At 61.3% G+C, this 24,115-nt stretch carries 42 protein-coding genes and 1 pseudogene; 12 read left to right on the top strand and 31 right to left on the bottom strand.

The window, feature by feature from the left end; translation table 11 throughout:
• Window positions 1–35: 35 nt before the first annotated feature.
• From CKW35_RS00710 to CKW35_RS00645, 15 genes are all read right to left on the bottom strand, one after another.
• Window positions 36–443 carry a phage tail terminator-like protein gene (locus CKW35_RS00710; RefSeq protein WP_054882226.1) on the bottom strand — a complete coding sequence of 136 codons (408 nt, stop codon included), beginning with the start codon at window positions 441–443 and terminating at the stop codon, window positions 36–38.
• Complete coding sequence (locus tag CKW35_RS00705) at window positions 440–826, bottom strand: hypothetical protein (RefSeq protein ID WP_095114777.1); 387 nt, start codon at window positions 824–826, stop codon at window positions 440–442. Before CKW35_RS00705 ends, CKW35_RS00710 begins: the two co-directional genes overlap by 4 nt.
• 2 nt (window positions 827–828) lie before the next feature.
• Window positions 829–1,209, bottom strand: a complete 381-nt coding sequence (locus CKW35_RS00700) for a glutamate 5-kinase (RefSeq protein WP_095114775.1) — start codon at window positions 1,207–1,209, stop codon at window positions 829–831.
• A gap of 2 nt (window positions 1,210–1,211) precedes the next feature.
• A complete protein-coding gene (locus CKW35_RS00695) occupies window positions 1,212–1,604 on the bottom strand; it encodes a protein singed (protein ID WP_095114773.1) in 393 nt (130 codons plus the stop codon).
• Between the two features lie 40 nt (window positions 1,605–1,644).
• Window positions 1,645–2,055, bottom strand: a complete 411-nt coding sequence (locus CKW35_RS00690) for a hypothetical protein (protein ID WP_095114771.1) — start codon at window positions 2,053–2,055, stop codon at window positions 1,645–1,647.
• Window positions 2,055–2,225, bottom strand: a complete 171-nt coding sequence (locus tag CKW35_RS28225) for a hypothetical protein (protein WP_159971652.1) — start codon at window positions 2,223–2,225, stop codon at window positions 2,055–2,057. Before CKW35_RS28225 ends, CKW35_RS00690 begins: the two co-directional genes overlap by 1 nt.
• 42 nt (window positions 2,226–2,267) lie before the next feature.
• Window positions 2,268–3,320 carry a hypothetical protein gene (locus tag CKW35_RS00685; RefSeq protein WP_095114769.1) on the bottom strand — a complete coding sequence of 351 codons (1,053 nt, stop codon included), beginning with the start codon at window positions 3,318–3,320 and terminating at the stop codon, window positions 2,268–2,270.
• A 6-nt stretch (window positions 3,321–3,326) separates the two neighbouring features.
• Window positions 3,327–4,022 carry a hypothetical protein gene (locus CKW35_RS00680; RefSeq protein ID WP_095114767.1) on the bottom strand — a complete coding sequence of 232 codons (696 nt, stop codon included), beginning with the start codon at window positions 4,020–4,022 and terminating at the stop codon, window positions 3,327–3,329.
• A 68-nt stretch (window positions 4,023–4,090) separates the two neighbouring features.
• Window positions 4,091–5,134, bottom strand: a complete 1,044-nt coding sequence (locus CKW35_RS00675) for a phage minor head protein (protein WP_095114765.1) — start codon at window positions 5,132–5,134, stop codon at window positions 4,091–4,093.
• Window positions 5,124–6,566 carry a DUF4055 domain-containing protein gene (locus CKW35_RS00670; protein ID WP_095114763.1) on the bottom strand — a complete coding sequence of 481 codons (1,443 nt, stop codon included), beginning with the start codon at window positions 6,564–6,566 and terminating at the stop codon, window positions 5,124–5,126. Before CKW35_RS00670 ends, CKW35_RS00675 begins: the two co-directional genes overlap by 11 nt.
• Window positions 6,567–6,573: 7 nt before the next feature.
• Window positions 6,574–8,061 (bottom strand): terminase, encoded by a 1,488-nt coding sequence (locus tag CKW35_RS00665; protein WP_095114761.1) that lies wholly within the window; start codon window positions 8,059–8,061, stop codon window positions 6,574–6,576.
• Between the two features lie 2 nt (window positions 8,062–8,063).
• On the bottom strand, window positions 8,064–8,585 hold the full coding sequence (locus CKW35_RS00660; protein ID WP_095114759.1) for a hypothetical protein: 522 nt from the start codon (window positions 8,583–8,585) through the stop codon (window positions 8,064–8,066).
• 9 nt (window positions 8,586–8,594) lie between these two features.
• The gene (locus tag CKW35_RS00655) at window positions 8,595–9,029 is read right to left on the bottom strand and encodes a proteasome subunit beta (RefSeq protein ID WP_095114757.1); all 435 of its coding nucleotides are present in this window, start codon (window positions 9,027–9,029) and stop codon (window positions 8,595–8,597) included.
• Window positions 9,030–9,077: 48 nt separating this feature from the next.
• A complete protein-coding gene (locus tag CKW35_RS00650; RefSeq protein WP_095114755.1) occupies window positions 9,078–9,341 on the bottom strand; it encodes a hypothetical protein in 264 nt (87 codons plus the stop codon).
• Between the two features lies 1 nt (window position 9,342).
• The gene (locus CKW35_RS00645; RefSeq protein ID WP_054882101.1) at window positions 9,343–9,666 is read right to left on the bottom strand and encodes a hypothetical protein; all 324 of its coding nucleotides are present in this window, start codon (window positions 9,664–9,666) and stop codon (window positions 9,343–9,345) included.
• Window positions 9,667–9,762: 96 nt separating this feature from the next.
• Here CKW35_RS00645 and CKW35_RS00640 point away from each other — a divergent pair, with 96 nt between their 5' ends.
• Both CKW35_RS00640 and CKW35_RS00635 read left to right on the top strand, forming a co-directional pair.
• Window positions 9,763–9,945, top strand: coding sequence for a type II toxin-antitoxin system HicA family toxin (locus CKW35_RS00640; protein WP_024718231.1), 183 nt, complete (start codon window positions 9,763–9,765; stop codon window positions 9,943–9,945).
• Between the two features lie 48 nt (window positions 9,946–9,993).
• Entirely contained in the window at window positions 9,994–10,455 is a 462-nt protein-coding gene (locus CKW35_RS00635; RefSeq protein ID WP_095114753.1) for a type II toxin-antitoxin system HicB family antitoxin, read from the top strand.
• Window positions 10,456–10,596: 141 nt separating this feature from the next.
• On the opposite strand, the gene CKW35_RS00630 is transcribed toward CKW35_RS00635, so the two are convergent.
• The 15 genes from CKW35_RS00630 to CKW35_RS00560 form a co-directional block, all read right to left on the bottom strand.
• Complete coding sequence (locus CKW35_RS00630; RefSeq protein ID WP_095114751.1) at window positions 10,597–11,286, bottom strand: hypothetical protein; 690 nt, start codon at window positions 11,284–11,286, stop codon at window positions 10,597–10,599.
• Window positions 11,283–11,429: a hypothetical protein gene (locus CKW35_RS28305; RefSeq protein WP_177434952.1), complete on the bottom strand. Its 147-nt coding sequence runs from the start codon at window positions 11,427–11,429 to the stop codon at window positions 11,283–11,285. The genes CKW35_RS00630 and CKW35_RS28305 overlap by 4 nt, the downstream gene beginning before the upstream one ends.
• Entirely contained in the window at window positions 11,426–12,028 is a 603-nt protein-coding gene (locus CKW35_RS00625; protein WP_095114749.1) for a recombination protein NinG, read from the bottom strand. Before CKW35_RS00625 ends, CKW35_RS28305 begins: the two co-directional genes overlap by 4 nt.
• A complete protein-coding gene (locus CKW35_RS28220) occupies window positions 12,019–12,159 on the bottom strand; it encodes a hypothetical protein (RefSeq protein ID WP_159971650.1) in 141 nt (46 codons plus the stop codon). The genes CKW35_RS00625 and CKW35_RS28220 overlap by 10 nt, the downstream gene beginning before the upstream one ends.
• A 170-nt stretch (window positions 12,160–12,329) precedes the next feature.
• A complete protein-coding gene (locus tag CKW35_RS00615) occupies window positions 12,330–12,746 on the bottom strand; it encodes a recombination protein NinB (protein WP_095114745.1) in 417 nt (138 codons plus the stop codon).
• Entirely contained in the window at window positions 12,743–12,964 is a 222-nt protein-coding gene (locus CKW35_RS00610; protein ID WP_095114743.1) for a hypothetical protein, read from the bottom strand. Before CKW35_RS00610 ends, CKW35_RS00615 begins: the two co-directional genes overlap by 4 nt.
• Window positions 12,961–13,194 carry a hypothetical protein gene (locus tag CKW35_RS00605; protein WP_095114740.1) on the bottom strand — a complete coding sequence of 78 codons (234 nt, stop codon included), beginning with the start codon at window positions 13,192–13,194 and terminating at the stop codon, window positions 12,961–12,963. Before CKW35_RS00605 ends, CKW35_RS00610 begins: the two co-directional genes overlap by 4 nt.
• A complete protein-coding gene (locus tag CKW35_RS00600; RefSeq protein ID WP_095114738.1) occupies window positions 13,191–13,514 on the bottom strand; it encodes a hypothetical protein in 324 nt (107 codons plus the stop codon). The genes CKW35_RS00605 and CKW35_RS00600 overlap by 4 nt, the downstream gene beginning before the upstream one ends.
• The gene (locus CKW35_RS00595) at window positions 13,514–13,897 is read right to left on the bottom strand and encodes a hypothetical protein (protein ID WP_095114736.1); all 384 of its coding nucleotides are present in this window, start codon (window positions 13,895–13,897) and stop codon (window positions 13,514–13,516) included. The genes CKW35_RS00600 and CKW35_RS00595 overlap by 1 nt, the downstream gene beginning before the upstream one ends.
• Window positions 13,894–14,655, bottom strand: coding sequence for a replication protein P (locus tag CKW35_RS00590; RefSeq protein WP_095114734.1), 762 nt, complete (start codon window positions 14,653–14,655; stop codon window positions 13,894–13,896). The genes CKW35_RS00595 and CKW35_RS00590 overlap by 4 nt, the downstream gene beginning before the upstream one ends.
• Entirely contained in the window at window positions 14,652–15,407 is a 756-nt protein-coding gene (locus CKW35_RS00585; RefSeq protein WP_095114732.1) for a hypothetical protein, read from the bottom strand. The genes CKW35_RS00590 and CKW35_RS00585 overlap by 4 nt, the downstream gene beginning before the upstream one ends.
• A complete protein-coding gene (locus CKW35_RS00580) occupies window positions 15,404–15,895 on the bottom strand; it encodes an HNH endonuclease (protein ID WP_095114729.1) in 492 nt (163 codons plus the stop codon). The genes CKW35_RS00585 and CKW35_RS00580 overlap by 4 nt, the downstream gene beginning before the upstream one ends.
• Before the next feature lie 226 nt (window positions 15,896–16,121).
• Window positions 16,122–16,979, bottom strand: a complete 858-nt coding sequence (locus tag CKW35_RS00575) for a Bro-N domain-containing protein (protein ID WP_095114727.1) — start codon at window positions 16,977–16,979, stop codon at window positions 16,122–16,124.
• A 333-nt stretch (window positions 16,980–17,312) separates the two neighbouring features.
• Window positions 17,313–17,504: a hypothetical protein gene (locus tag CKW35_RS00565; protein WP_012053015.1), complete on the bottom strand. Its 192-nt coding sequence runs from the start codon at window positions 17,502–17,504 to the stop codon at window positions 17,313–17,315.
• Window positions 17,505–17,531: 27 nt separating this feature from the next.
• Window positions 17,532–17,756, bottom strand: a complete 225-nt coding sequence (locus CKW35_RS00560; protein WP_012273061.1) for a hypothetical protein — start codon at window positions 17,754–17,756, stop codon at window positions 17,532–17,534.
• A 99-nt stretch (window positions 17,757–17,855) separates the two neighbouring features.
• Between CKW35_RS00560 and CKW35_RS00555 the strand changes: the two genes are divergently transcribed.
• The 10 genes and pseudogenes from CKW35_RS00555 to CKW35_RS00515 all read left to right on the top strand — a co-directional run bounded on the left by CKW35_RS00555 (window position 17,856) and on the right by CKW35_RS00515 (window position 23,847).
• On the top strand, window positions 17,856–18,539 hold the full coding sequence (locus tag CKW35_RS00555) for a LexA family transcriptional regulator (RefSeq protein WP_095114725.1): 684 nt from the start codon (window positions 17,856–17,858) through the stop codon (window positions 18,537–18,539).
• A gap of 54 nt (window positions 18,540–18,593) precedes the next feature.
• Entirely contained in the window at window positions 18,594–19,100 is a 507-nt protein-coding gene (locus tag CKW35_RS00550; protein ID WP_095114724.1) for a hypothetical protein, read from the top strand.
• A 602-nt stretch (window positions 19,101–19,702) separates the two neighbouring features.
• Window positions 19,703–19,837: a hypothetical protein gene (locus CKW35_RS28475; protein ID WP_256583330.1), complete on the top strand. Its 135-nt coding sequence runs from the start codon at window positions 19,703–19,705 to the stop codon at window positions 19,835–19,837.
• A gap of 477 nt (window positions 19,838–20,314) precedes the next feature.
• Window positions 20,315–20,731, top strand: coding sequence for a hypothetical protein (locus CKW35_RS00545; protein WP_046854934.1), 417 nt, complete (start codon window positions 20,315–20,317; stop codon window positions 20,729–20,731).
• A complete protein-coding gene (locus tag CKW35_RS00540) occupies window positions 20,728–20,931 on the top strand; it encodes a hypothetical protein (RefSeq protein ID WP_095114723.1) in 204 nt (67 codons plus the stop codon). The genes CKW35_RS00545 and CKW35_RS00540 overlap by 4 nt, the downstream gene beginning before the upstream one ends.
• Window positions 20,928–21,149 carry a hypothetical protein gene (locus CKW35_RS00535; RefSeq protein WP_095114721.1) on the top strand — a complete coding sequence of 74 codons (222 nt, stop codon included), beginning with the start codon at window positions 20,928–20,930 and terminating at the stop codon, window positions 21,147–21,149. Before CKW35_RS00540 ends, CKW35_RS00535 begins: the two co-directional genes overlap by 4 nt.
• Before the next feature lie 287 nt (window positions 21,150–21,436).
• On the top strand, window positions 21,437–21,958 hold the full coding sequence (locus CKW35_RS00530) for a hypothetical protein (protein ID WP_095114719.1): 522 nt from the start codon (window positions 21,437–21,439) through the stop codon (window positions 21,956–21,958).
• Window positions 21,939–22,574: a lambda exonuclease family protein gene (locus tag CKW35_RS00525; RefSeq protein ID WP_095114717.1), complete on the top strand. Its 636-nt coding sequence runs from the start codon at window positions 21,939–21,941 to the stop codon at window positions 22,572–22,574. The genes CKW35_RS00530 and CKW35_RS00525 overlap by 20 nt, the downstream gene beginning before the upstream one ends.
• Window positions 22,571–23,083, top strand: a complete 513-nt coding sequence (locus CKW35_RS00520; protein WP_095114715.1) for a hypothetical protein — start codon at window positions 22,571–22,573, stop codon at window positions 23,081–23,083. The genes CKW35_RS00525 and CKW35_RS00520 overlap by 4 nt, the downstream gene beginning before the upstream one ends.
• A 249-nt stretch (window positions 23,084–23,332) precedes the next feature.
• Window positions 23,333–23,847: pseudogene (locus CKW35_RS00515) on the top strand (hypothetical protein).
• Between the two features lie 6 nt (window positions 23,848–23,853).
• Here CKW35_RS00515 and CKW35_RS00510 read toward each other — a convergent pair.
• Window positions 23,854–24,093 carry a hypothetical protein gene (locus CKW35_RS00510; RefSeq protein WP_095114713.1) on the bottom strand — a complete coding sequence of 80 codons (240 nt, stop codon included), beginning with the start codon at window positions 24,091–24,093 and terminating at the stop codon, window positions 23,854–23,856.
• Between the last annotated feature and the right edge of the window lie 22 nt (window positions 24,094–24,115).

The following is a 24,115-nucleotide window of genomic DNA, read 5'->3' as shown; positions in this document are numbered from 1 at the left end:
AAAAAAACCGCCATGTGGCGGTGGATGTTGAGGGTTCAGTAGGCCCGGTATGGGATCGACACGTTGACCTGGTACCAGCCATGGCCGTCATCGCCAATCGTCGCGGCCGATGCCGCGTAGCAGTCAAATGGCCCGGTCGGGTCGCTGTAGAACTCAAAGTGCTGCACCAGCGTGTCGGCGGCCTTGGTGATGGCCAAGGTTCCCTTGTAGCTGGGGACGAACAGCTGAATCATGATGATGCCGGTGCGGCGAACGCAGGGGCCGATCCCGGTCTCTGGCGCGCTGGCCAGGCCTGGTACGTCTGCCAGTCGTGCCCATATGGACTTGCCAGCCGGGTTGAAAGGCCCTTGCGGATTGTTCGGGTAATCGACAGCGTCTGCGGGAATGCCCGCCCACTGCGTCATGCGGCCAGTGACGATGGCCCGGATCTGTTCGAAGGTCATGTCCTGTAGGCCTCGGCAACGCCGTTGAACGACACCGCGTAGATGCCGGCCGGCGCCTGCTGGGAATGGCCATCCTCAAGCGGGCCTGCATACGGCAGATTGTTCTGGATGAAGACCTGCGTGTATGGCTCCAGGCCGGTGACTGTCCGCACACCCGCCTGGAGGGTTTCTGCGCCCGTTGGGTCGACGTTGACGGTGCTGGTGTAAACCGGCGCGCCGACGCTGACGATGTTGTTGCCACGGAATCGCCCAGTGTCCACCGGCGAGCGCAGAACGATTTCGTTGAGGAGCGCGATGGCGATGACTCGAACGCGCTGGCTCAGTTGCTCCTCCACCACTCCAGCGAACAAGCTGGGCGGTGTGCTCCAGCCCCTTCTGGACATGGTCACTTCCTCAGTTGGATCTCGTAGTGGGCCTTGGCCGGGTCGATGCCGGGGCTGACGATGCGGTATTTCACCGGCACGCCTGTGATCAGGTCGTCGGCGGTGATCTCGTGGCCTACGGCTGGCTTGTCCGTGACCTCGTTGGCCAGGCAGATCAGCAGGACGTCACCCACCAGAATGTTGATGTTGTCGATCCGACGGCTGTCGTAGTTATCGAACACGCCTCGACCGGTGTAGGTTACCGGCTGGGCGGTAGTTTCCTCGGTTACTGGATCAGTGACGCCAGGCCCCATGTAGGTGCCAGCGAATGCCTGCACGGCATCGGCCAGGTCATCGTCGAAGGCCGCAGCCAGGTCGATTTGTACGTCATCGCGTAAACCCATGGCTACCCCCTGTCCACGGCGAATGTGAACGGGTTGCAGCGCCAGGGCGAGACCAGTGCCAGAGCGAATTGAACGCCCTCTGGCTGCGCGCCAGTGCTGGTCCGATCAAGCGCGGCATACGTGCGACTGGTTGATACCGAGCCAGCCTTCACGCTCTTCGCCTCGAGCGAGCCCTCGGTCTGCTGCTGGTACAACTGGCCGGTGGACGCAACCAGGGCCAGCTGAGCCCCGGCCTGCTTCACCTCCTCCGGCACGGCATCCATGTCGATGCCGCACAGCCGCAACGAGGTGAGGTATGCGTTGGCCTGCGCTACCGCCATGGCCTTCTTGTCGTCGGGCGCCCAGGCTGGACCCAGGATGGCGTCGACATCCGCGACGGTAATGTAGGTAGCCATCAGGCCTCCGCTGAGATGAATGGGGGCCGAAGCCCCGGTGTTACTTGGGCAGGTCGTCTACCAGCTTCTGCAGCGACTCTTTCGAGGCGTTGGCGCGGTAGGTGACGCCGGCGGCGTCGAGCTTGGCCTTCAGCTCTTCGACTTCCTTCTCGGCAGCCAGCCGGTCTTGCTCTTCCTTCTCAGCCGCGAGGCGATCGCTTTCGGCCGATTCAAGCTCGGATACGCGGGCCTTCAGTTGCTGATTCTCGGCAGCCAGACCTGTGTTTTCGTCCTTGAGCCGCAGGAACTGTGCTTGCAGCTCGCCGCCGCCGTTGAAGTGCTCACCACCTGACTGGGGATCTGCCGGAAGCAGTTCCGAATCGGGCACATCGGCAGACTTGAGCTTCACCTGGCCATCGCTTCCGACTTCAAGGCCGTCGAAACGGGTTTTCTTCACGTTGTTGTCGCTCATCACGCGCTCTCCAGTGCTTTGATCCGCGCGGCCAGCGCGCTGATGGTGGCTTGAAGGTCGCCAGCAGTGACGCCGTTGGTTGCATCTGCGGCAACCTGCACGGTCGACGCTGCGGGCCTTGCATTCTTCATGGATCGGGGCAGGCCCTTGCCAGTTTTCGGGGTAGCCATGCGTTCATCTCCTGATTGGGGCGGCGAACCGCCCCGGGTGGATTAGGCGGCAGGTACGCCGGTGACCAGGAAGGCGACTGGCACGTGCTTGCGCTCGACCACTCGGTTCCAGTTGGTGGCCAAGGCCAGATCCGACCACGACGCGGAGCGCGGGGTGGTTTCGGTGCCGTTGCCGGTGATGGTGGCGCTCAGGAAGCTGTAGCCCAGCGGGTGCAGCAGCCAGGTTTTGCGCGACCACAGCACCTCGACACCGCCACCATTGCCACGGGCCGCCTGGCGCTCGTACTCGACCGGGTGCTGCGGGCTGCCCTCGCCGTAGCCGATGGCGCCGCGACCGAAGATCACGTTGATGAACTTGCGGGCGTTGCCGGTGCCGATCACGGTCATCTGGTCGTCGATCACCAGCTGATAGCCCTGGTAGGTGGCAATCTGGGTGTTGTTGTCGGCGTCACGGATGAAGTCGATCAGCTGCTTCTTGCGCATGTCGCCATACACGAAGCTGTGCATGGCCATGACGCCCAGCACCTGGCCAGTTGGCCCCATCAGCGCATCACCCATGGTCTGGGTGGCGTCGATGAAGGCACCGGCATCGAAGCCACCAGCGGCCGACACGTCGATCACCATGTCGTTCTGGGTGTGGTAGGCATCGGTTGCTGCGATGTTGTCGTTGTACATGCCCAGCGAGGTCGCCAGCAGGCGGCGCTGAGCCTGGCGCTGCCAGAAATTGTCGAGGCGGGACGCCACGGATTGCAGCGGGTTCTGGCTGGTGAGCTCGACGGTCAGGTCAGCTTGGCCGAAACCTTCGTTGAGGTACGCAACGCGGGCAAGCATGTCGCCAGTGTTGATCGCGCGCGGCTCGGCAACGTCGGCGTACACGTCGTTCGAGTAGTTCGGCTCGATCGATGCGTCGATTGCCTTCCAGAACGGGATGTTGGCGATGTTCGACGGGCCGTTGGCGATCTGGGAGGCGTACGGGGTCGGGGTCAGGATGCCCGAGGTGAAGAACGCGGTCTTCTCCACCGGGTCCTGGGTGAGGTACGAGGTGAGTACCGGGATGTTGCCGGTAACGATGTCACCAATGGTGGTGATAGGCATGGGGCCTTACTCCTTACGTTTTGCCTGGTCCAGCAGTCGCTGGAACTCGGATGGGTTATCGCGCTGCAGAGCAATGCGCTCTGGCTCGCTCATGTCGCTGAGGGTTTTGGCGGCCCCGCCACCTTTGCCACCAGCAGCCCCGCCGCCGTTGGCTTGGGAGCCGCGCACCAGGGAGGCATAGCGCGGCTCTTTCTGAAACTCTTTCCCGAGATCCTCCAGCGTGGATACCGTGAGGTTCCCGCTGGCATCGGTGACACGTACCTGGCCATCGACAATGCGCAGCCGGCGCTCCAGGAACTCGGCCAGGATCTCGGCGTTCGGGCCGTCAGCGATCAGCGCCGCGACCTTGGAAGCGGCACCGGACAGGTCGCGCTTCTCGATGCCCGCCTGCAGGTCTGCCAGCTTCTGGCGCTCGGCGGCCAAGGCCTGCTCGCTGCTGGTGTAGAGCGACTCGTAGTCGCCCCGGGCCTTGGCTGCGTCCAGTTCCTTCTGGGTCAGCTGATCCTGGGCTTCGCGCGCTTTGCGCTTGGCTTCCTTCGCTTCGTCCAGCAGGGTCTGGTTCTGGCGCTTCAGGCCTTCCACGTCCTCGGACTGAGGCAATCCCTCAACCGCCAGCACGTAGTTTTCGCCCTGGGCCTTGTAGAGGGCCTGCAGGGCTGGCTCGAGTGCGTCGAATGCTGCTTTGTCGATCAGGTATTTCATGTCATCCCCCGGATGATTTGCCGTTGGCTCAGCCGCGGGCGTAAAAAAACCGGCTCATGGCCGGCTGTTCAAAGTCCTGCACGCTCGAAGGCGCGCGGTTCAAGCTGTCTGAGCTCGTCCAGCGTGATCTGCTTGCCGTTCTGGTCCACGAACTTGTCCAGGGTCAGCTCGCCCTTACTGAACAGCTTGTAGCGGGCCGGCCCAAGGACATCGATCTGGAACGCGACAGGCTGGCGGGCGAGCCACTGCTGGTATGTCGTCTTGCTCGACACCTGCTCAGCGCCATCCGGCCCCACTGCCGGCCTGACCGAGCCCGGTATCTCACGCTCAAATTCGGGTTTGAGCACCGGTATCTCGGAGGTCCGGCAGTTCCAGTGGAAAGGCGGCGACGGTGCGCTGAATGGCACCACCGTGTTATCGATCGACCGGCAGAACGGCGATGTGCGCCCGTCCAGCGTGGCGATGCGTCGCTTCCCGGCCAGGATGTCTTCGTTGGCCTTGAACGTCTCGGCCCGAGCCGTGCTAGCAATGTGGTTGGTCATGGTGCGCACCAGCGCTGATGCCTGGTCCTGCTGCAGCTGGTGCATGCTGGTCAGGCGCCGGGAGATCTGCTGGCTGGTCTCGCCAAGGGCGGAACCGATCTGGATTTCACCCACGATCTGTGCCGACTTGGCAGTACCGAACTGGTCAAGAGCGCCGGCAATGCTGATGCGCTGAACACCAGCCCGAGCTTCAAGCTGCATTGGCTCAGCCAGCGCAGCAGCTGCGACAAGGTCGGCGGCCGGAACCTGCGTCTGGACTACAGCGGTGACCACCTGACCAAGCATGCGCGCGCTGAACGCCGACTCGTACCCGGCAAACTCGCCGAGATCCAGCATTGCCTGGCCCTTGAGGTCGCTGTAGATGCCCTGCAGGTCGCGCTGCAAGGCGTCGATCTCGCTGGTGTAACGGCGCGTTCCGTAGGCGCTCAGGCCGCCGCGAACGGCAGTCTTTGCCGTGTTGATGGCCTTGGTGATGAACTTGGCCACCCGCTTCAGGTTGCCGGCCGCGTACCGTTGGACGTAGACCTGGTGGCGGGTCGCCGCGTCAGACAGATAGCCTTCACTGCTCATCTTCGCCACCGGTCACGGGATCGCTGGTCGCTACCGGCGGCTGGGCCTCGATGTCGTCGTCGATATCGTCGTCCGTGCGGTCCGACTCGATGGTGCCGGCCTGGCGCAGGTTGGTGCGTAGGTCGCGCTTGGCGATGATGCCCTGCTGCCACAGCTGGACCTGGGCCAGGATCATCTGGGCATCCATGGCCTCGTCGAAGAACTCCTGATTGAGCCAGAACACCGTACCAGCCAGGTCAGGCTGCCCGATCATGAAGCGCTCGGCGTCGAGTATGGCCAGCTTCAGCGCCTCGGACACGTTGCCGGCGATGGTGCCCAGCACGCTGTTGTCCGAGCTGTAGCGGATGCGCACGGCCTCTGCCGTCTCGGCACCACCGCCCTTCTGGACGATGCGGGCGCCGATCATCAGCATCTGGTCCTGCTTGTCGCGCATCAGCTCCAGGGCCAGCTGGGTTTCCTTGGCCTGCAGCATGGTGGCGCTGCCTTGGGCGCCCAGGTTGATCCCGCGTCGAGAGCCGATGTGCACGCCGTTCGGGTTGAACTTGGCGAAGTCCTCCGGCGTGATGCTGGTGGTCATGAACAACGTCGGCTGCGAGCTGATGAAGCCGGCCTCCTCCACCGTGGCACTGTTGCCGTAGTGCAGGATGTTGACGTCGGCGATGTCTTCCAGCGGCCCTTTGTCCACCGCGGCGTCGTTGTTCTCGGCGCCGTAGAAGTGGAATGGGATGTGGCCAAAGGCGTTACCAGCCTGGTCGGCGGGAATGCTCTCCGCGCCTTCCGGTGCGTCCTCGCTGTAGACGCGCTGCTTGTAGACGCCACCCTCGAGAAAGAGTGCGCGGTACTGTTCCACCGGGTCGAAGGTGAAGCCATCTTCGCTGGGCTTGTTGATCAGCTCACGCAGCACGACCAGGGTGAGCCGCTTGCGCCCCTGAACCACATCCTCGCGCCAGTTGACGATGCTCTCGGCCGGGTAATGGTGCACCCAGGCCTGATTGCCAGCTGACTCTGCTGCTGTGCGTGGTCGGCCGCTCTCGCCTTCCAGCTTGGGGTAATCGGTCAGGAACCCGCCGCGACCAGTGTCCAGGCACTCGCCTACGGCCTCCTTGGACAGTTGTTCGAGGCTGGTGCCGTCGCCGCTGGCGTTCTCCAGCAGGTACTGCACGCCAGTTGGTAACTGCACCTCAGCCGTTTTGCGAAACACGGCGCCCAGCAGGCCGGTTCGCGTGCGCCCGGTCACGTTGAGGAACATGGCCCGCTTCTTCAGCTGGCGGTACCGCTCGAGGTTTTCCGCCGACTGGTTTGTCGGGTCCGGCATTGGCAGGTATTCGTCGTGCTTTCGCACCTCTCGGGCGCCGGCCACGCATCGCTTGACCAGGCGCCAGCTCGGCAGAGCGTCGTTGTACTCCTGCCGGGTAGCGCTGTAATTCGGCATGGTGGCCTCAGAATGTGAACGTGACGGGTATGTGCTCAACCCTGGAGCGCTTGGTTTTGGCTACGGCGAAGTAGCGGAAGGCGTCGGACGGGTGGGATGACCAGTCATGAAGCGGCTTGTCTTTCCAGCAGCCGCGCTTGTCGTCCCATTCCTTGCGGTAGCTCTCCAGGGCGGTGATGCCCTCCTCGCACTTGGCCTCATCGAAGGCGCAGCGTGGCAGAATCTCCCGCGTTTGCTCAATGCCTTCGTCGATGCTCAGTTTCGGCACCACCTGGAAGGTGAGCGAATAGCGCTGTCCGTCGATCTCGTAGCCCTCTCGCGCGATTTCTCGCCGAGTCTTGCCGTCGCTACCAAATTCCCGGTTGTCGATGTCGTGGGGGCCCCAGTGCTCGCCGTAGGTATAACCGCGATCCTTCAGCACCTTCATGTAGTGCCGCAGGCCCTCGCCGCTGTTCTGGTAGAAGTCGATGACGTGGAATTCTTCACCGACGATCCGGACGAACCAGATGGCCGTGGAGTCGCCCACGCCGATGTCCCAGAACGTGTGCACCGGCAGGTGGCTGTTGTCGGGCAGCTTGCCGATGCGCTGGGCGGCGTAGAGCTTGGTGAACTGCTTGGCGTAGTAGGCGCCCTCGATGGTCTGCTGGAAGGCTTCGGCAGGAATCGACGGGTACTCGCGCTTCATGTCGTCGCCGAGGGTCTTTTCCTTGGCGGTGTACCAGGCGCGCTGGCCAGTGTTGGTGACGATCCCGTACTTGGCGCCCAGGTCGTCGAAATACTTTGTGAGTCGGTCCGGGATCAGGACGTCTGTCGGGTCCAGCCAGTACAACGGGTTGCGCCACCAGCTGAAGAAGAAGAACTTCCAGTCCAGCAGGCCCAGGGGCACGCCGGCCAGCTGCTGCTTCTCGGCGGACTGGCTGTAGTCGAAGAAGTATCCGGCCCGGCCTTCTGCCGTCGACTCAATGGTGACGAAGCACTCAGCGGCCACGGCCTCGAACGCACCAGTGACGATCTCGCGCGCCTTGTGCGGGAACTTCGCGCAGATCTTCCCGAACTCGGAAACGTGCAGATAGCGCAGCGTGCCGCCGCGGAAGGAGGTCGATACGTACAACGACCCGCCCTTGCTGAACACCAGTTCGCCCGCAGCGTCATTGCGCGCTGGGTTGGCCGCCCTGATCTCTTTCGGCAGGTGGTCGTAGGCGTACTTGATCTTCTCCCGGAACAGCCGCTTTGCGTCGTTCAGGGTGTGGGCGATCAGGGCGCACTTGGCAGCCTCGAACAGCGCGGCATCCAGTTGGACGATGCAGACCAGGGTCGTGAACCCCAGCTGCCGGGCCTTGAGGATGATGTTGCGGGTGTGCATCCCCTGGAAGTAATCGATCTGCTCCTGCGTCATGCGGAAACGGACCTTCTTGCCCTGCTTGTCCGTGATGAAATACAGGTTGTTCAGCCGCCAGAACCGGTCCCGGAGCAGTTTCATGTGCTCGGGCTTCATGGTCAGGCATCCTTCGAGAGTTCATCCATCATGGCGGCGAGCTCGTCAACCGTCTTGTTGCCTTCCTCGCTGTCCAGGCCATATGCCTGCCGCTCGCCCTTGATGACCTTGAGCTGAGCATCGACGCCAGCATTGAGCGCCCGGGAGAAGTCGCCCAGGTTCTCTTCGTTGACGTCCATATCGGCCAAAGCAACCGAGAGCTTGTCGGCGATCGAACGCCAGTTGGCCAAGCCAGTGCGGTGAGCGAGCACTACCGAAGCAGCCTGGCTGGATGCTTCGTCGATTATATCGGCGTCGGTAACCGGTGGTGCCTGGTTACTGGTGCTGGTTACCGATGTGGTTACCTTCTGCTTTGTCGCTATCCTGACTTGCTCGGTCAGATCGCGAGCCCACCCTTCCTTCTTCGCTCGCTTGAGGATGGTGGCGTGGTTGACGCCTTGAGATTCCCCAATAGCGCGAACCGAAAGCGACCCGGCCCGGTAGGCTCGTTCGATCGCCTCCCAGTCGGGTTGCTTGGTGTTCATGTCGAATCCTTACTGATCGCGGGCGATTCGAACTGTGCGAACCTTCCCGCCGGTGTAGATGTCACGCTTCATGGCGGCGCGCACCGCTTCCTCAGCGCTTGCCCCCATGTCCATTGCAGCCAGGGCATAGGCATACCCGCTGCCAATCGCATCAGGGTTGGTCGGGTCGAGATCCTGCCGCCATACGCCGGTCTTGTCGTCATGGCCGACCATCTGCAGCCTTCCGCCATCTACCACATAGCCCGAGCACTCGACAGGAACCGGTGATGGCGTACCGAAGTAGGCCGCGATCAGGGCCTTCTCGTCGCATACAGCGCCGGAAAGGAAGAAGCTCACGCTATCCACGACCTGATGCTTGACTGCGTCATCCGAAACGATCGAGCCGCTGCGGGTCTGCCGGGAGTCGTAGGCGATCACGCCGTCCTTGTATGCGATGGTGGTCATGCGGTTCTCCGCGCCACGAAACGGCGCACCTCGATTTTGTGGCGCGGATCAGCTGAAGACGTGACCGCGACGGGCCCAGGCATAGGCAACCACCCCGGCGTGAAGCATCACGCCGAATGGGTTTACCCAGTGTCCTTGCAGGGATGTGACGAACGCACCGAATCCGCCGATGGCTACCAGGTAGAAGGCGATGCTCAGCAGTGGCTGATCCACCGGGCGGACCTTGCGCAGGTAATCGCAGGCAGCGAGCACGACCATGACGCACAGGAACACGTCCAGGGCGGTCATCGCTGAAACCAGGATGTTGTTCATATCAGGCACCTCGCGCCGTGACGAACGACCCCATGGCAGCCTTGATCGCGGGGATGATGTTCATTGCGGTGAGGCCAAGCACGAACGCTACTCCACACAGCAGATCATCGGTGACCGCAAGCTCAAGCTTTGGGGCAAGCCAGGCGGTGACGGGCTGGGTCAGGTAGACCGAGAAGCCGAAGCCAGTGGCTACCGCAGTAGCGGCCTGGAAGCGGGTCAGATCCTTCAGAAAGCCAAGCGACAGGATCGAGCCGATGAATGCAGCCATCACCACCCCGTACTTGCCCAGCACTACGCTGGCAGCGGCGCTTGTTGGTTCGGCCATATCAGATCCCCAGTGCAACAAATAAAATTAACATTTGTGTTTACACTGAACATAAATGTTTATACAATGAACCCATCAACACACAACGGAGGGTTGATGAAGTACAGCGAGTTCAGGAGATGGTTGGAGGCCCAAGGGGTCGAGTTCTCGAAGTCAGCCAACGGCAGCCACTTCAAGATTCGCTACAAGGACCGCCAGACGATCTTCCCAAGCCACGGATCCAAGGAGATTGGTGAAGGGCTTAGGAAGGAAATCATCAAGCAACTGGGCCTCAAATGAGGCCCCACCTCCCTGAACGCACTTCCAGTCAGCCCCAAGAGAGGAACTATGTTCGATTACAAAATCGTGGCACACGAGGAAAACGGGCACTTTTGGTCATCCTGCCCGGATGTTCCAGAGGCGCACAGCGTCGGGGATACCCTTGTCGAACTGCTAGAAAACGCAGTTGAGGGCATCACCTTGGCCATGTCGATCTACGTTGAGCGGCGACAGCCAATCCCGTATTCGACTGATCGAGGAGATCACCATGTACGGCTCCCTGGCGTTATCGTAGCCAAGGCACTGCTTTGGAACATGCTTGTTAAGACCAACAAGACCCGGTCCGACCTGGCGGAAATGCTGAGCATCTCTCCTGTCGCCGCAGGCAGGTTGGTTGACTTCGAGCACTCGTCGAAGCTTGAGAGCGTCGAAAATGCCTTGGCCCTGTTTGGCTTGCGCTTGCAGATCACCGGTGTCGAGTCGTATGCCGTGGGCACTCCGAAGATCGTTTATCCGGGTATGGAACCCTAAATCCTGACTTATGACCGGGCCTCTTGAGGCCCTCGTGGGGCCAATAAAAAACCCGGCACTTGGCCGGGTTCTTTTTGATCACTCCTCAACACGCGCAGGAATGACAGGATGCAAGAATTTTGTTGCACCGTTGCAGAGTTGTCAAGCGGCAGTTGCCATCAAAACGCCTTCGTCCTCCAGAATCTTGCTGGAGGCAGCCAAAGCCTCGGCGACCATCTCATCGAGCACCTTCTCGATCGCCTTCTTCCAGCGCCAATACGTGGTCCTGTTCAGGCCCTGGCCATCCCAGGTGTTGATGTCGTAGAACTCGGCCGGGAGCACGATCATGTCGGTGGAGCGCTTCACGTACTGCTCGCGGCGCGCCTGGCCGGCGTCCTCGGGCATCTCGCCGCCCTCCAGGTGCTTGACCACGCCTGCATGCAGCGAGTCGAACTGTGCACGCTCACGGGCCGCACGGCTGGCCACCTCATGCCCCGAATGCGTTTGCACTCCTTTCACAGGAGGGATCGCCCAGGCGGTGACCGCCTTGTACCGGAACAGGTTAGGCGCCTGGGTGGCGATCAGCGGCACCAACTTGCCAATGGCCTCGACCTTCTTGGCTTTGTGGGTCGAGAACCTGGCCGTCAGCGCATTCCAGTGCCGTGGGATCAGCTTGCTGTGCAGGCGGGCGTGCACCCAGCAATCCACCAGCATCGCCGCATCCTTCCCGGTGATCTCGCCCTTCAGCTTCGATGCCTGGACCTTTGGCTCGAAGTCACTGCCGCCCACGCCACTCATGGTCTCTGCCGCAAGGGCGCGAACCACCGCTGCCAAAACGCTCTGGTACTTCATGGTTTACCCCCTGCCCGCCTGGCCTTGCTCAAAATGAATTCTTCGTAGTACCGCTTGCGGCGCACCGCTCCCGCCCAGGACAGCGATACGCCGCCCACCACCATGAGGGTGGCCAAAATCAGGAATCCCCATGCTGGTGTCATGCTGCTGCCCTCCTCAGATCTTTGAGCTTCTGCCTGTACAGGGCCTTGATGGCCTGCAGGTCTTCGATGGTCAGGCGCTGGGGCTTATGAGGCCCTTCGAGGAACTCCACGGCCGCGGCGCCGATGCGCTTCACCAGGCGGATGCGGTACTCGACCGCGTTGCCCGACAAGTTCCGATTGCACTTCACGCATTGGCGGTGCACGTTGAGCGGCTCGAAGCGCAGCTCAGGGCAGGCGCCCACCGACCGGTAATGGCCAGCGTCCCAGCGACTGCCGGTGATGAGGTCGTGGTCGCTTGGGTTCGCGTCGCAGCTGATGCACGGCAGGCCGGCGTCGCGCGCGCGGATGTAGGCATTGAACGCGGTCTGTGCCTCGGCCATGTGCTCGCGGCGGGTCTTCAGCTTCTCCCGGCGCTCCTGCAGGTCCTGACGGGCCTGCTTGGTGATGGCCTTGGCCGCCACCTTCTGCACCTTCGAATCCTTCGACACAGCCAGCGCACAGGCGATGCTGCACACCTTCTGGGTGGTCATTGTCGGCTTGAAGCGCTGGCCGCAACCTGGCGCCTTGCATTTCTTCGGCTTAATCTCGGCTACGCGCATGGCTCAGCCTCCTTGGCTTTCTGCTGCTCCGGGGTGAAGTCCCCGCGCAGCGGTGATAGGCGCTCAGGGAGTATCAGGTCGATGCCCCCAGCATCCAGGTCGCCCAACAACAGGCCAGGGGCGTAGCACATCCACGCAGACCTATCGCTGACGTTGTGGAGTCCGCGACCAGATGGCATTGGAACTGTTTCGCCAGGCATGACCAGGCACAGAAGCTCAACGCATCGGCCTACATTCGGGTTGTCTTTGCGGGGAGAGGCGATGACAAGTGCCAAGTCGCCTGGCTTGAATTGATGACTCATCAGTACCGCCCCTCCCACAGATCCTTCTGACTCCAGCGCACCTGATGCTCCGCGCCGAAAGCCTGAATCCACTCCAGCAGACTCGCGCACTGCTTCACGCTGAGCTGGCTTGTGCGCTCGTACACGACGTCGAAGCCATTCCCGTCGAGCGCCGGTATCAGTTGAGGCTGTTCACCGCTCTCACGCAGCCAGGCGGCCGTCAGGAGGCGCTTCCAGATCAGGACGTCCCACTTCTTGCCGGCATGCTCGACCTGCTTGGCGATATCGCTCAGGCAGGCGTGGAGTTTTTTGTTTTGCTCGGCGCTGCGGTCCTGGTCCTTGATGACGATCTTCTTGGGTCGGGTGAAGTCTTGGGCCTGGAGCAGGCCGAACAGCCGGCTGGCGTCTTCCATGCTCCGCATCACGAAGTCAGTCATGGTCGAACTCCTGTCTTCTTGCTCACCTTCCCCTCGGCCTCCAGCTGACGCATGGTCTTGCGCAGGATGTTCAGGTCGTAGGCGCGCATCATCGCCTTGATCCACTTGTTCACGATCGTGACGCAGGCGTAGGACAGGGCGAAGAGAACCAGGGCGACCAAGGCAGCTCCAGCGCACGCCATGACCGCATAGCCAAGCCACATGGCAAAAGCGTTCATGGCGCCACCGCCTTCGGCTGGAGCCGCTCCAGCCGCTCGCGCAGGTCGTTGATTTCTTCCTGAGCGGCGTCCATCAACTTCTGCGCCTCGTGCACATCGATCCAGTTGCCGCTGATGTCCTCGAACCTCTGGATTCGGGTGCCTGAAGGCGCCAGCAGGAAGCTGAAGCGCGGGATGGCGTTGAGCCGATCCCAGAACTCGAAACCTTCGCGCGTTTTGATGTTCCTCATGGCGCCACCTTCAGGCCGGCTTTCTCCAGCGCATGGATGGTGTAAGCAGGAGTCTTCGAGCACATGGGGTCGGTAACCTTGCTAGCCTTTTCGGCATCGAACACGGTCTGGCCGCCGCCACAGGCTGCGTAGTCGGCGACCCAGTGCGATGGCGCACCCAGCTCCACCACCACGACCTCGCGAGAGGCCTGCCAGGAAAGCCAGCAGTGCTCGACCGTCGTGCTGCAGTACTCGCCGTTATTGAAGCGACGCATGTTCTGGTTTGGGTAATCGCGCAGCACCCACGCCTCGAACTGCTCGCGCATCTTGTTGGTGTCCATCAGTGCTTCTCCTGCATCGCTTTGCCCATCTCGGCGGCGGCTCGGACGATGGCTCGGCGCAGTGCTGCACGCTTGCCACCGGCATCTGCCACGCTCTGCATGATTGAATTGCAAGAGTCAGGGCCGGTCGGGTACGTGGCGTAGGCGCACGGACCGAAGAATCGATCGTCATATCCGGTGCTCAGGCAGAGCCTGTGCCGAAGGTTTTTTGCCTGGTCCAGATCGGCAAGTGGATTCCAGGGGTAGTCTCTGGTCTCACCGCCATCTTCAGGATTTCCGCTCCAGTGCTGAACGACCTCCTTCGGCGAATCTCCATCCCACCAAATGTTTACACCCGAAGCCTTGGCGGCCAGGTCGAGCAATTCACGATCTTCAAGGTTCATACGCCCTCCCCGGCCGGCTGCCCGGCGCGCTTGATGTTCAACTTGGCCAGCAGGTGTGCACGGCACGCGGCAGCGGTTGATGGGATCTGCTGCAGGTCCAGCAGGCGGGCCTGGCGTTGGCTTGCGTACTCGTCGGCCAACTCAATCAGGCTCTTCTGGCTGTCGTGGCCGATGCCGGTGGCGATGTCGCTCAGGGGTTCGCCGGCGACCAGCATGCGGATGGTGATGTCGTAGGCGCGGGCGAAGACCTTCTCGGCCCGCTCTGGCTCCATCTGCCCCAGGTTCTGCGCTTCGCACTGCAGGGCCGCGTGGCGCACCGCTGCGTGCGACCATTGGCGTGCACCTGCCCTGCTGGGGTGGAAGTTCTCCAGCGCCTCTGCCAGGGCCCTCGCAAGCGGCGGAATGCCCATCTCTTCCGGCGTCGGCTGACACAGCTTGATGAACTTGCCGCTGCTCGGGGCGAAGTCGGTACCAAGCACTCGGCATTTCTGGATGCCGAAGCGGATCTGCTCGAGCGTGTTGATGTCCGCCGCAACGAAGGACTTGATCCAGCTGCGTTTTGCAGCCTTCAGCGAGTCATCATCAGGCCAGGCCTGCTTCCACGCCGGGAAGATGGCCTGCAGCTCCTTGAACAGGGCGTTGACGACTTCGGTGGTGCCCGGGTCCAGCTGCTTGGCCGGGGCCTGCACCTCGTCAGGCACGTTCTTGGTCGCCGCCATGATCTGCGTGACGCTGCGCAGTTTCGGTTGTGCGCTCATAAGCCCCCCAGGTCATCAGCCCAGCTGGTATCGTTGAAGTCGGGGCCGCTGGCCGGGCAGCGGGATGCGAACGGGGCGGCGCCTGCCGGCTGGGGCAGTTCGTCTTCCCAGCGCTTGCCGTTCAGCCAGGTGGATGCGTGCGGAATGAACTGGCCGCCGTCCTTGGTCCAGTCGGTCGACACGGTCCAGGCAGCCAGGGCTTTGGCCATCAGGTCGAACAGATCAGCGGTGACCTTGATCTTCGCCCAGGCTTTCTTGGCGTCGGCCTTGCTCACCTTGCGCGGGTACAGCGACCAGAACCGTTCGAAGTCGACCAACTCGCCTTCGCGAGAGTCAGTCCTTACTCCCTTCAGTCCTTGCTTACCTTCAATACTTACTAGTGTCGGATTTGCCGGATACGGCTGAGCCGGAAGCGGTTCAACCGGATACGGCAAAGCCGGAAGCGGTGTTTCCGAGACGACGTAGTGGGTTTCACCCAGCAAACCGGACTCGCCACGGTCCTGGCGGCGCTCGACATAGCCCGCTGCAATAAGCTCTTGCAGCAGGCCATACACGCCGTCACGACCGGTAGGCTTCGACGAATTGGCGGTCTCGTTGCGCAGGTGGGTGACGGACACGGCCCAGTGGTCTGGCTTGCCCAGCAGGAACACCAGGAGGCCACGGGCAGCCCAGCTCAGGCGCCCGTCCTCGCTGATCGACTTGTTGAGCATGTAGAAATTGGCCTCAGGGCGAGGCGCGCGGATGATGCTCATGCTGTGCGCCTCCCTTGACCACGAAAATCTACGGTCTTCGTGCCCTTCCAGCTGTTGCAAGGGGCACACAGGGTTTGAAGGTTGTCTTCCGTGGCTTCGCCACCCTGGATCTCTGGGACTACGTGATCGGCCCGCAGATCGGCCCGGCTACCGCAGCGCAGGCAGGCGTACCCGTCGCGCTCAAACACGGATAGCCGAACCCTCGGGCCGATCACCTTCTTCCGGTAGGATGGTTTGGCGGGAGCATCACCTTCGAAGGCCAAGATGAAACGATCGCGCCCCGCAACCTCGATCAGACCTCGATCTTCAAGGCCCTCAATGAGGCGCTTGACCTGATCCTCCGGAACGTTGGTGTAGCGCGCGATAGAGGCGGTACTGACGCTGGAAAACGGCTCCTGCGCGTTGTCACAGATGCAGAGCAGCACGAACTTTTCGAGCGGATCGACTTCTTGCTGCCCCAATGCCCACATCATGGATTGGACGCTCATTTCAAGCCTCCCCAGCGGCCGCGGGGGCCTTTAGATTCAGGGGAAGGCATAGGCTTGACCAAGGCTGGAAACACCCCGCGACAGCCGAGAGATGTCCACGCGTGATTTAAGATCTGGTAGGTCATGAGCGGCAAGGCTCCGCTTCCTCCAACGACGATCACCTCGGAGCTTTGGCCTTGAATGGATTCGAGGTCTTTATAGGTATCGACGCGGTTAATTTTTCCGCTCATGCTGCACCCCGCACGGCCTTGTCGTGGGTGTGCAAGCCGTCCCAGTTCTTCTTCATGGGCAGCTCGCCGGCCAGGTACAGCTCGTACAGGCGTACGGCGCCCTTGCGCAGAAGGATCGGCGTGTAGCTGATGAACGCCTCTTTCCCGTGCGGCGTGATCTCCTGCTGGTGTTCGGTCATGTACTTGTCGCGGGCGTAGTTGCGGACGCGGTAGCGCGTGCCGCTGCTGCCCTCGGTGTAGAGCCAGTTTTTGGCCTTGAGGAAGGCGTTCACCTGCATGACGTTGACGCCATTGAGGCCCTTGCAGAACTGGACCGGGCTCATGCCTTCCTTGAAGAGGCTCTCAAGGTGGTCGATCTTCTTGGCCTGGGCCTCGACCTGGACGGTGAGCAGGACGCGGGCCTTCTCCGACTCCAGGGCCATCTGGAGGATTTCCAGCTTGCTCAGGTCGGCGGGCTGGGCTGACGCGGTGTATCCGCCGGTTTTGCGAATGCTGGGCAGCACTTCGCTAACCACCCATTCCTCGAAGCGTTCGGCTTGGGGCAGCTTGGAGCGCATTACCAGGCGGTACACGTCCCGCTCGGGGATGATGTTTGCCGATGGACCGATGGTGAACGAATCGTTCACCCCCACCGGGCGCGGGCCTTTGCAGTGGTCGCGCACTGCTTTCTGTGGGTTGGAGTAGCCCAGGCCTTCCGCCACATCCCTGGCAGAGAACCAAGGCTCTCCTTCGATGAGTACGACGCGAACGTCGAACCCTTCGAAATTGAACAGGTTGACTGTGCGCGCCACGAAATTGTGGCTCGCATTTTGTGGCGCGAGGGCCACGGTATTGCTTTGGGTGGTCTGGTGCATATATGATGACCTCACACAAGCGTTACGAATGCAGTACAAAGAACCGGGCGGCCACCCGGTTTTTTTGCGCCTGCGGTTTGGGTTTTGCTGCGTTCAACGGCAGTTCCTCATGAGTCCCTCAGGGGCTTATAAGCCCTTGCGAAACGACCGAACGTTGCTTCGGCCAGGCTCTGTTCTCGTCATTCGGTCGAGAGCCTCATTGATGATTCGTGCCGCCAGTTGCTCAGGGGTTAAGCCCTTCTGCCTGGCGAGATACGCCAGATCCGAATTGCCCTTCCCGTCGAGCTGGATCTCCAGCTCTTTGCTTTCTGGCACAGGGCCTCCTCGGCCACTTCAGGCCACGTCAGTCTTCGCGTTAAGCTCTTGCATCATCTGGTCGAGACCGCGCTCCAGAATTTCCCTGGCGAGCACTGCCTTCTGCGTGCGCTTGAAGCGAGCCATCGCCGACAGCAGATCGTCGGCAGCCTCATCCAAGCGAACCTTGGTGGGCTTGTTGTGCAGGTGGTCGGGGTCGAAGTACGACACGGTGGGTTCCTTTGTGGTTGAAAGTGGTTAAGCAGCGGTTTTCTTTGCGCTAGCGCTGGGCTGGGAAGCTTCTTCCTGGGCTTCTTCCTCCAGCGCCTTGAAGACGTCCGGGCGAGCTACGCGCAGGAACATCATTCGGGCACGAGGAATGCCGTGCTTTTTCCAATCGCTCACCGATGGCGGGCGTACCTCGCACAGCTCGGCTACGCGAAATGTCCCGCCCAGAGCGTCGATAATTGCGCTGGGGTTCATGCCTGGTCTCTCCGGCTGGAATCTTAGGTAGAGATATTAGGCATACCTTTTATGCAGGTCAATAGGAATACCTTAGATGGCAGCTGTTAGGCTCCCCTAATGAGCACACTTCAAGAACGACTTCGGCAGATCATGGCCGGGCCTCCGAAAATCTCGCAGGCCGCTTTGGCGCGGGCGTGCGGCATCAAGCCGCCATCCGTAAACGACTGGCTTTCAGGCAAAACCAAGACCATCGAGGGTCAGAACCTGCTTCTTGCTGCCGACTTTCTGGGGGTTGCGCCCAAGTGGCTTGCTACGGGTCGCGGGCCAGTGCGTAAGTCCGCAGGCCTGGCCGAGGGGTCGAATGTAGAGGCTGCGCTACAGCCAACCAGGTCCTTTTCCTACCCGGAGATCAGCTGGGTTCAGGCGGGCGCCGCAAGGGAGGCGGTTGAGATGGGTAATGTTGCGCTATGCCCTCAGCACACCTCAGATGTATGGGCTGGTGAGGATGCGTTCTGGTTGAGGGTGACGGGCGACTCAATGACTGTTTCGTCTGGTAGTCCCTCATTCCCCGAGGGCTTCCTGATCCTGATAGCCCCGGACATCGAGCCGAGGCCTGGACAGTTCGTTGTCGCCAGGATGATCAGCACCAACGAAGCCACCTTCAAGCAGTTGGTGCGCGACGCGGGCGAGTTGTACCTGAAGCCGCTCAACAGCTCCTACCCGACCAGAGCGGTAGATGACACCTGGGAGATCGTAGGGACAGTCGTCGACGGGAAAATGCCGAAGTCGATCTTCCTTTAGGTCGATCAAGCTCCACCTAGTGATAGCATGACGCCTTTCCTCAAGGAGAGAGTCATGCGAAACACCCTGGCAGCATTTATCATTACTGCAACCTTTCTGACTGGCTGTGCTCCGGTTCAGCCTGGCTCCGGCGGATATGCCGCAGCGCCAGCCAAGAAAGAGCCTCACGTTTTCAAGCCGCGCCCCTACACCTATGACAAGGAATCGCCAGAGGCGGCCAACTTTGCCAGCCAGCTCGATATGCCGGCATTCCAGTGCGATCTGGAGGCAATGCTGGCGCGTGATGCTGTTCGATATGGCCTGCGCGACCTGCAAACCGAGTACAGCAACTCATTCATGGAGTGCGTGAAATTCGCCCACGCCCAGGGCAATGAGGCTGTAACTCGACTGAAAGCGTCCAAGGTGCCGCCCAAGCAACTGGAGCTGAGCAAGGATCTTTACGCCAAGTGGTCCGCCTATCTTTCCTCGATGAGCCCATACCGAATTCCTGATCATCGCGCAAAGTCTGATTACCAGGCCGCCAAGCAGGCTCTGGCCACCGAGGTTAAATTCTCGAATTAAAAAAATCCGCCGCCTGAAGCCCGCCTCGCGCGGGCTTTTTTGTTCCTGCGCGAAAAAAGTTAGGAATACCTATTGACGAGAAAAGAAGGAATGCCTAATGTTCACATCACCGAGCGGCGCTACACAGCCCCTCGGGAGGCCCTCAAGCCTCACCGCTCTTTAGCGACACACCTTGCCGGATCGACACCGGCCCAGATTCGAAGGCAGCGATGGACAGGCCTCAACAGTCCAGAGGGGTGGCAACTGCCCCGGGCGTGCAGCGTAAATCGCCGAGACCAGTTATCCAGCGGGAGAACAAGCCGAAAGGCCCGTGGCTGGAGGAACAACGAGATTTGAGCCAGCGACCGACGCCAGTAGCGGGTCGCGGCAGATTTCACTGGCTGGCCTTGGCGACAGGGCCAGACGGGAAGTCGAAACGTTCAAAGCGATACGTCGCCAACGTGCGGATTTAGGGAAGAGTAGCCACGACTGTGGTGAACCCGAAGCCAAAGGTAACCGGTGCTCTGACCCGTGAGGGTAAACATCGCTCTGCCGGAGAGGTTTCGCACGGGCAGGTTCGGTCGCTTTGTTCGTTTCGGCCCATACGGCCGATAGGTGCAGAAATGAGCAATGAGATTCCGGGTGTGCCGGACGAAGAGGATGAAGAGCTGCAGGAGTGGGAGGACGAAATGGAATCCCAGGCTTGTGAGCGTGAAGCTGCTGCAATGCGAAGGGCCGAAGACAACTTCGGCTACTGAACGACCAGCGCCACGTCAGCCTGACGTTAACTGCCCGATCTACCTGGTTCCCCATCACCAGGCTGCATCGGTGTGTGATCTGAATGCGCAGGCTGATGCGCTGTTTACTGGGCACAAGCGGCCATAGGCAGAAATGCCGTGATTAGAGCAGCTGGATGGCTCCGCTTCCAAGCCAGCACGCCGGGGATCAGCACCGGCCAGATCACACCCCGATGCAGTTTTCATCGATTTAAAACGCATCACCGTAGGCCTTATGCAAGTTAAGGCTCACCGCAGTAAAGATTAATCGACGTACACGCAGGCGAATCCGGGGCCTACCTGGCCAGGCCAGATGCATGTGAGGTAGCGCTCACCGCCTGCACCCCTTCCCTTCGCATCGACCGCATTGGCAGGCGCCAGGCCACCTTTCACGGTGGGTTTGGTCACCCGCGCCTGGCTCCTGACCAATGCGGCCGCATAACCCACCTGGAGATCGCCATGGGCGCACTTCGAGCAGCACAGTTTGAGTACGACAACCGGATGCCGCCGGCGGTGAGCGAAGTAGCCGACGCGGAATCCACCTGGATCGACGACGGCATCGCTGAGCTGATGGCGCGCCGCGATGTGGTGTTTCAGCGCCGGATGCGCCCGAAGCAGGGCGTCACCTATGAGCGCTTCGCCCAGGCGGTGGATGAGTTCGTTATGGGCCAGCTGGGCCTGAATGGCATCAGCAACTCGGTGCTGGGCCGCCTGGTTCTGGCTGCACGCTGCAAGGTCACCAGCGATGCGGCAGCGGCAGCCGACGAGATCCTGAGCGTTGCCAACCCTGAGTCGGCGCTGGAAGAGATCGCCCGCCAGCTGCTCACCCCCTTCGCCAAAGAAGGAGTGCTGGCCCAGGCTGAGGAGGCGCAATGAGCCCTCACAGCTTGGCAGTCAGCGCAATCGAGGCCGCAATCGAAACGATGCTTCTGCCGGGCTCGGGCCCGGTGGAGGATGCCAAGGCCGAGACCATGGTGGTCGCCTACTTCTCTCTCTTGGCCATCGACTCCAACGAGTTCAAACACTACTGCGAGCGCATCCGGCGTATTGCCGAGCGGCGCAAGGAGGCTGCATGACTACGCCAATCGTTCAAACGCTCATCGACGAGCAGATCGCGGAACTGCCAGAGGCTCAGGCCATGCCGGCCGACCGGGTGCTGATGCTGTTCAAGGGGCCGACGTTCGCCGCAGCGGTGAGTGAGGCGGCATTGGCCAGCATCGAGAACCCGCAGGCTTGGAAGTGCCGGGCCTGTATCTGCGGAGAATGGACGGTCGGCTACGAGGTTCGGGCGTGACCTCCTACCAACGGGCCCGCCGCATCGCGGCTTGGCGCGGCTCTTTCTCCATGCTCTTCGCCTGCTCCTTCTTCATGCTCGCCAGCGCACTGGCCGGCAGTATCACTTCCTGAATACACACCCGAGCCCGGCGGGCCCTTAGGGGATAACCGGACCTACCCGGAGCGTAAGCGGCGAGAGCGCGCAACCATCCACCGCAGCCAGGGCCTGGAGCGTACCTCCGTGCCTGGGTGACCTGGCATTTCCCTATTCCAAATGACGGCGCCGGCCTGGCGCGGAGACGAATCGTGTCCAACGAATCGAAAACCCACTTCAAGAAGGCTTTCAACAGCCCGTACTTGAGCAGCGCCGATGTCGTCGGCCACATGACCTTCACCATTGCTCGCGTAGCGCTGGAGACGGACAAGACCAAAAAAACCAAGGATCAATTCAACACGGCCTACTTTGCCGAGCGCGAGATCCGCCCGGGCGAGAAGCTGAAGCCGATGATCCTGAACGTGACCAACAGCAAGACCCTCAAGGCGCTGACTGGCTCACCCTTCATCGAGGACTGGCAAGGCATCCGTGTGACGATTTACGTCGACTCCAACGTGAAGTTCGGCCGGGAGGTGATGGAGGGCCTGCGTATCAGCCCTAAGGCGCCAACAGTGGCCTGGCTGACGCCGGACAACCAGCGTCAGTGGAACAACGCCAAGATGGCCTACAAGCGAGACGGCAACCTCGACGCAGTGCTTTCGCGCTTGGCCATGAGTGACGATCACCAACAGCAGCTGATGCAGGAGTGCGCCAATGAATCGGCTGTGGCATGACATCGAGCAGAACACCGAGGTGTGGCAGACGCTGCGCACGGGCAAGGCCACAGCTTCGAACTTCGCCTGCTTCATGGCTAACGACGGCAAAGCATTCGGCGAGCCTGCCAAGAAATATGCACTCCAGCTCGCCCTCGAGCAGCTGACCGGGCGCAAGGCTGAGTTTGGTTTCAAGAATGCCGATACCGATCGCGGGCATGAGCAGGAGCCGGTTGCCCGGATGCTCTACGAAGACGAGCGCTTCGTCGAGGTAACGAACGGCGGCTTCTACGACTGCGGCGATTACGGCGACTCGCCGGATGGCTTGATCGGAGACGATGGCGTGATCGAGATCAAGTCGGTGATCGCCTCTGTTCACTACGACACATTGCGCCGTGGGTCATTTGACCCATCCTACCGCTGGCAATTGGTCGGCCACCTAGACTGCTCTGGTCGCGACTGGGTGGACTTCATCAGCTATTGCTCAGACTTCCCAGAATCAGGACAGCTGATCGTTTACCGACAAGATCGCGACGACTTCAAGGATGAGCTGCCAAGGCTTGCCGAGCGGCGAGCGCAGTTTCTTGAGCTGGTCGCACAGGTGAAAAAATCAATTGAAGAGGGTCTTGCAGCATGAACCCATCAATCGACCTGGAGGCCGCCAAAGCGGCCTTCTTCTCGTCTGGCGGCCGGATCATAGTGCTTGAGGGATTCCAGTACGTGCCCTTCCGCCAGCGCCATCACCCTGAGCCGAAGCAGAAGCGGGTCAAGCCAGTCAATCAGGAGCGCGGCGGCGAGCGTAAAAGCCGCGCCAAGGCACGCACAGCTCAGGTAGAAGAGCTCGCTAAGACCATGACCTGTGGTGAGGTCGCAAAGCTGCTGGGCGAAACCAAGACCGCTCTCTGGGGCGTAGCGGCGCGGGGAGGATTCAGGTTCTTCAGCCCGCCGAAGCCGGCCAGACCGGAGAAGGTAAAGGCCGAACCGAGCCAGGAAGATCGTGACCTCGCCAACAAGATCATTGCCCTGCGTGATGCCGGCAAGTCCCGGTGGGGCGTGACTTTGGAGCTGGGCATCGGTAACTGCAAGTTCGCGCGCATCATTGCCGAGCTCGACATTGACTTCCCGCTCCAGCGGAATCGAGGGTAGGCCATGATCGCCACCATGTCTCAGCCTGTGCCCGCCGTGAAGTACGCGGCGGCCATGGCCAGATCCACTGGTCAGCCTTGGGGCATATACCGAGGAAACAAGCGTCTACTGGTGGTCATGCCGTCTGGCTCGACCAAGAAAACGCCCATTGAGGTGTGCCACCCATGAGACGCATCCAGAAGCTCACGCAGCAGCGTCGCCACCAGCTGCACATACACATCCCGCCCAGCGGAATCATGGAGGTGCCGTATGGCGATGTCACCCAAGGAGCGCGACGAGAAACGCCGCGCCAAAGCCGCACGGTTGCAGGAAGAAGACCTGCGCTTGAAGGTTCGACCAGGGACTAAGCGGGCCCTGCTGGAGCTGATGGAGTGGGCCGTGATCGAGGAACAGGGCGAGGCGATGACGCTGATGATTCATCACATCGAAGCGCTCGGGCATCACGCACTGTTCCGGATCGCGCGCCACGAAATCGAGGGTCACCGGGATGTGCGCGGACTGAGCCGCTGCGGCTGTCAGCCAGGAAGCGAACCGGTCAGCACCTGCGGGCGATCTGCGGCTGGGCTGACACCACCTACAGTCAGATGATCGAGGCCCTGATTCACGGCATACACGCCCTTGGCCGACTGCACGCGGCGAAGTTCCTCACCCCGCCGCGGCACGAAATCAGCATATCGCCACGCCTGGCCCTGGCCTTCGACCGGAAGAGCATGCTGATGATTCAGCAGGACCCGGGCGACGAGATCATCAGTCCGGCCGCTTGATACGGCTCACCGCATTGGCTGCCATCCTGTGGCTGGCCTTGATGGGTCTGGGGAGTACCCCGCCAGGTTAGCGTTGAGATAGCGGGCAATCTCTTCGGCTTTTTTCATATCTGTACCCTCTGGCAGATAAAACGCCGGAGGCTCATCGGGGAAGTTCGGTATTGAATCGAGCGCCTCCATATGGAGGTACGGAACCCCGTTCCCGGCTTCCTTGATTGTGAATTTGACGCGTGTTCTGCGGCTCATGTCAGGATCCTTGATCCGGCCC

It is taken from the genome of Pseudomonas sp. Irchel 3F3 (genome assembly GCF_900187545.1).
In the GTDB taxonomy this organism is placed as follows: domain Bacteria; phylum Pseudomonadota; class Gammaproteobacteria; order Pseudomonadales; family Pseudomonadaceae; genus Aquipseudomonas; species Aquipseudomonas fortuita.
Note: the sequence above shows the minus strand (reverse complement) of the source record. Positions and strands in the feature narration are given on the sequence as shown.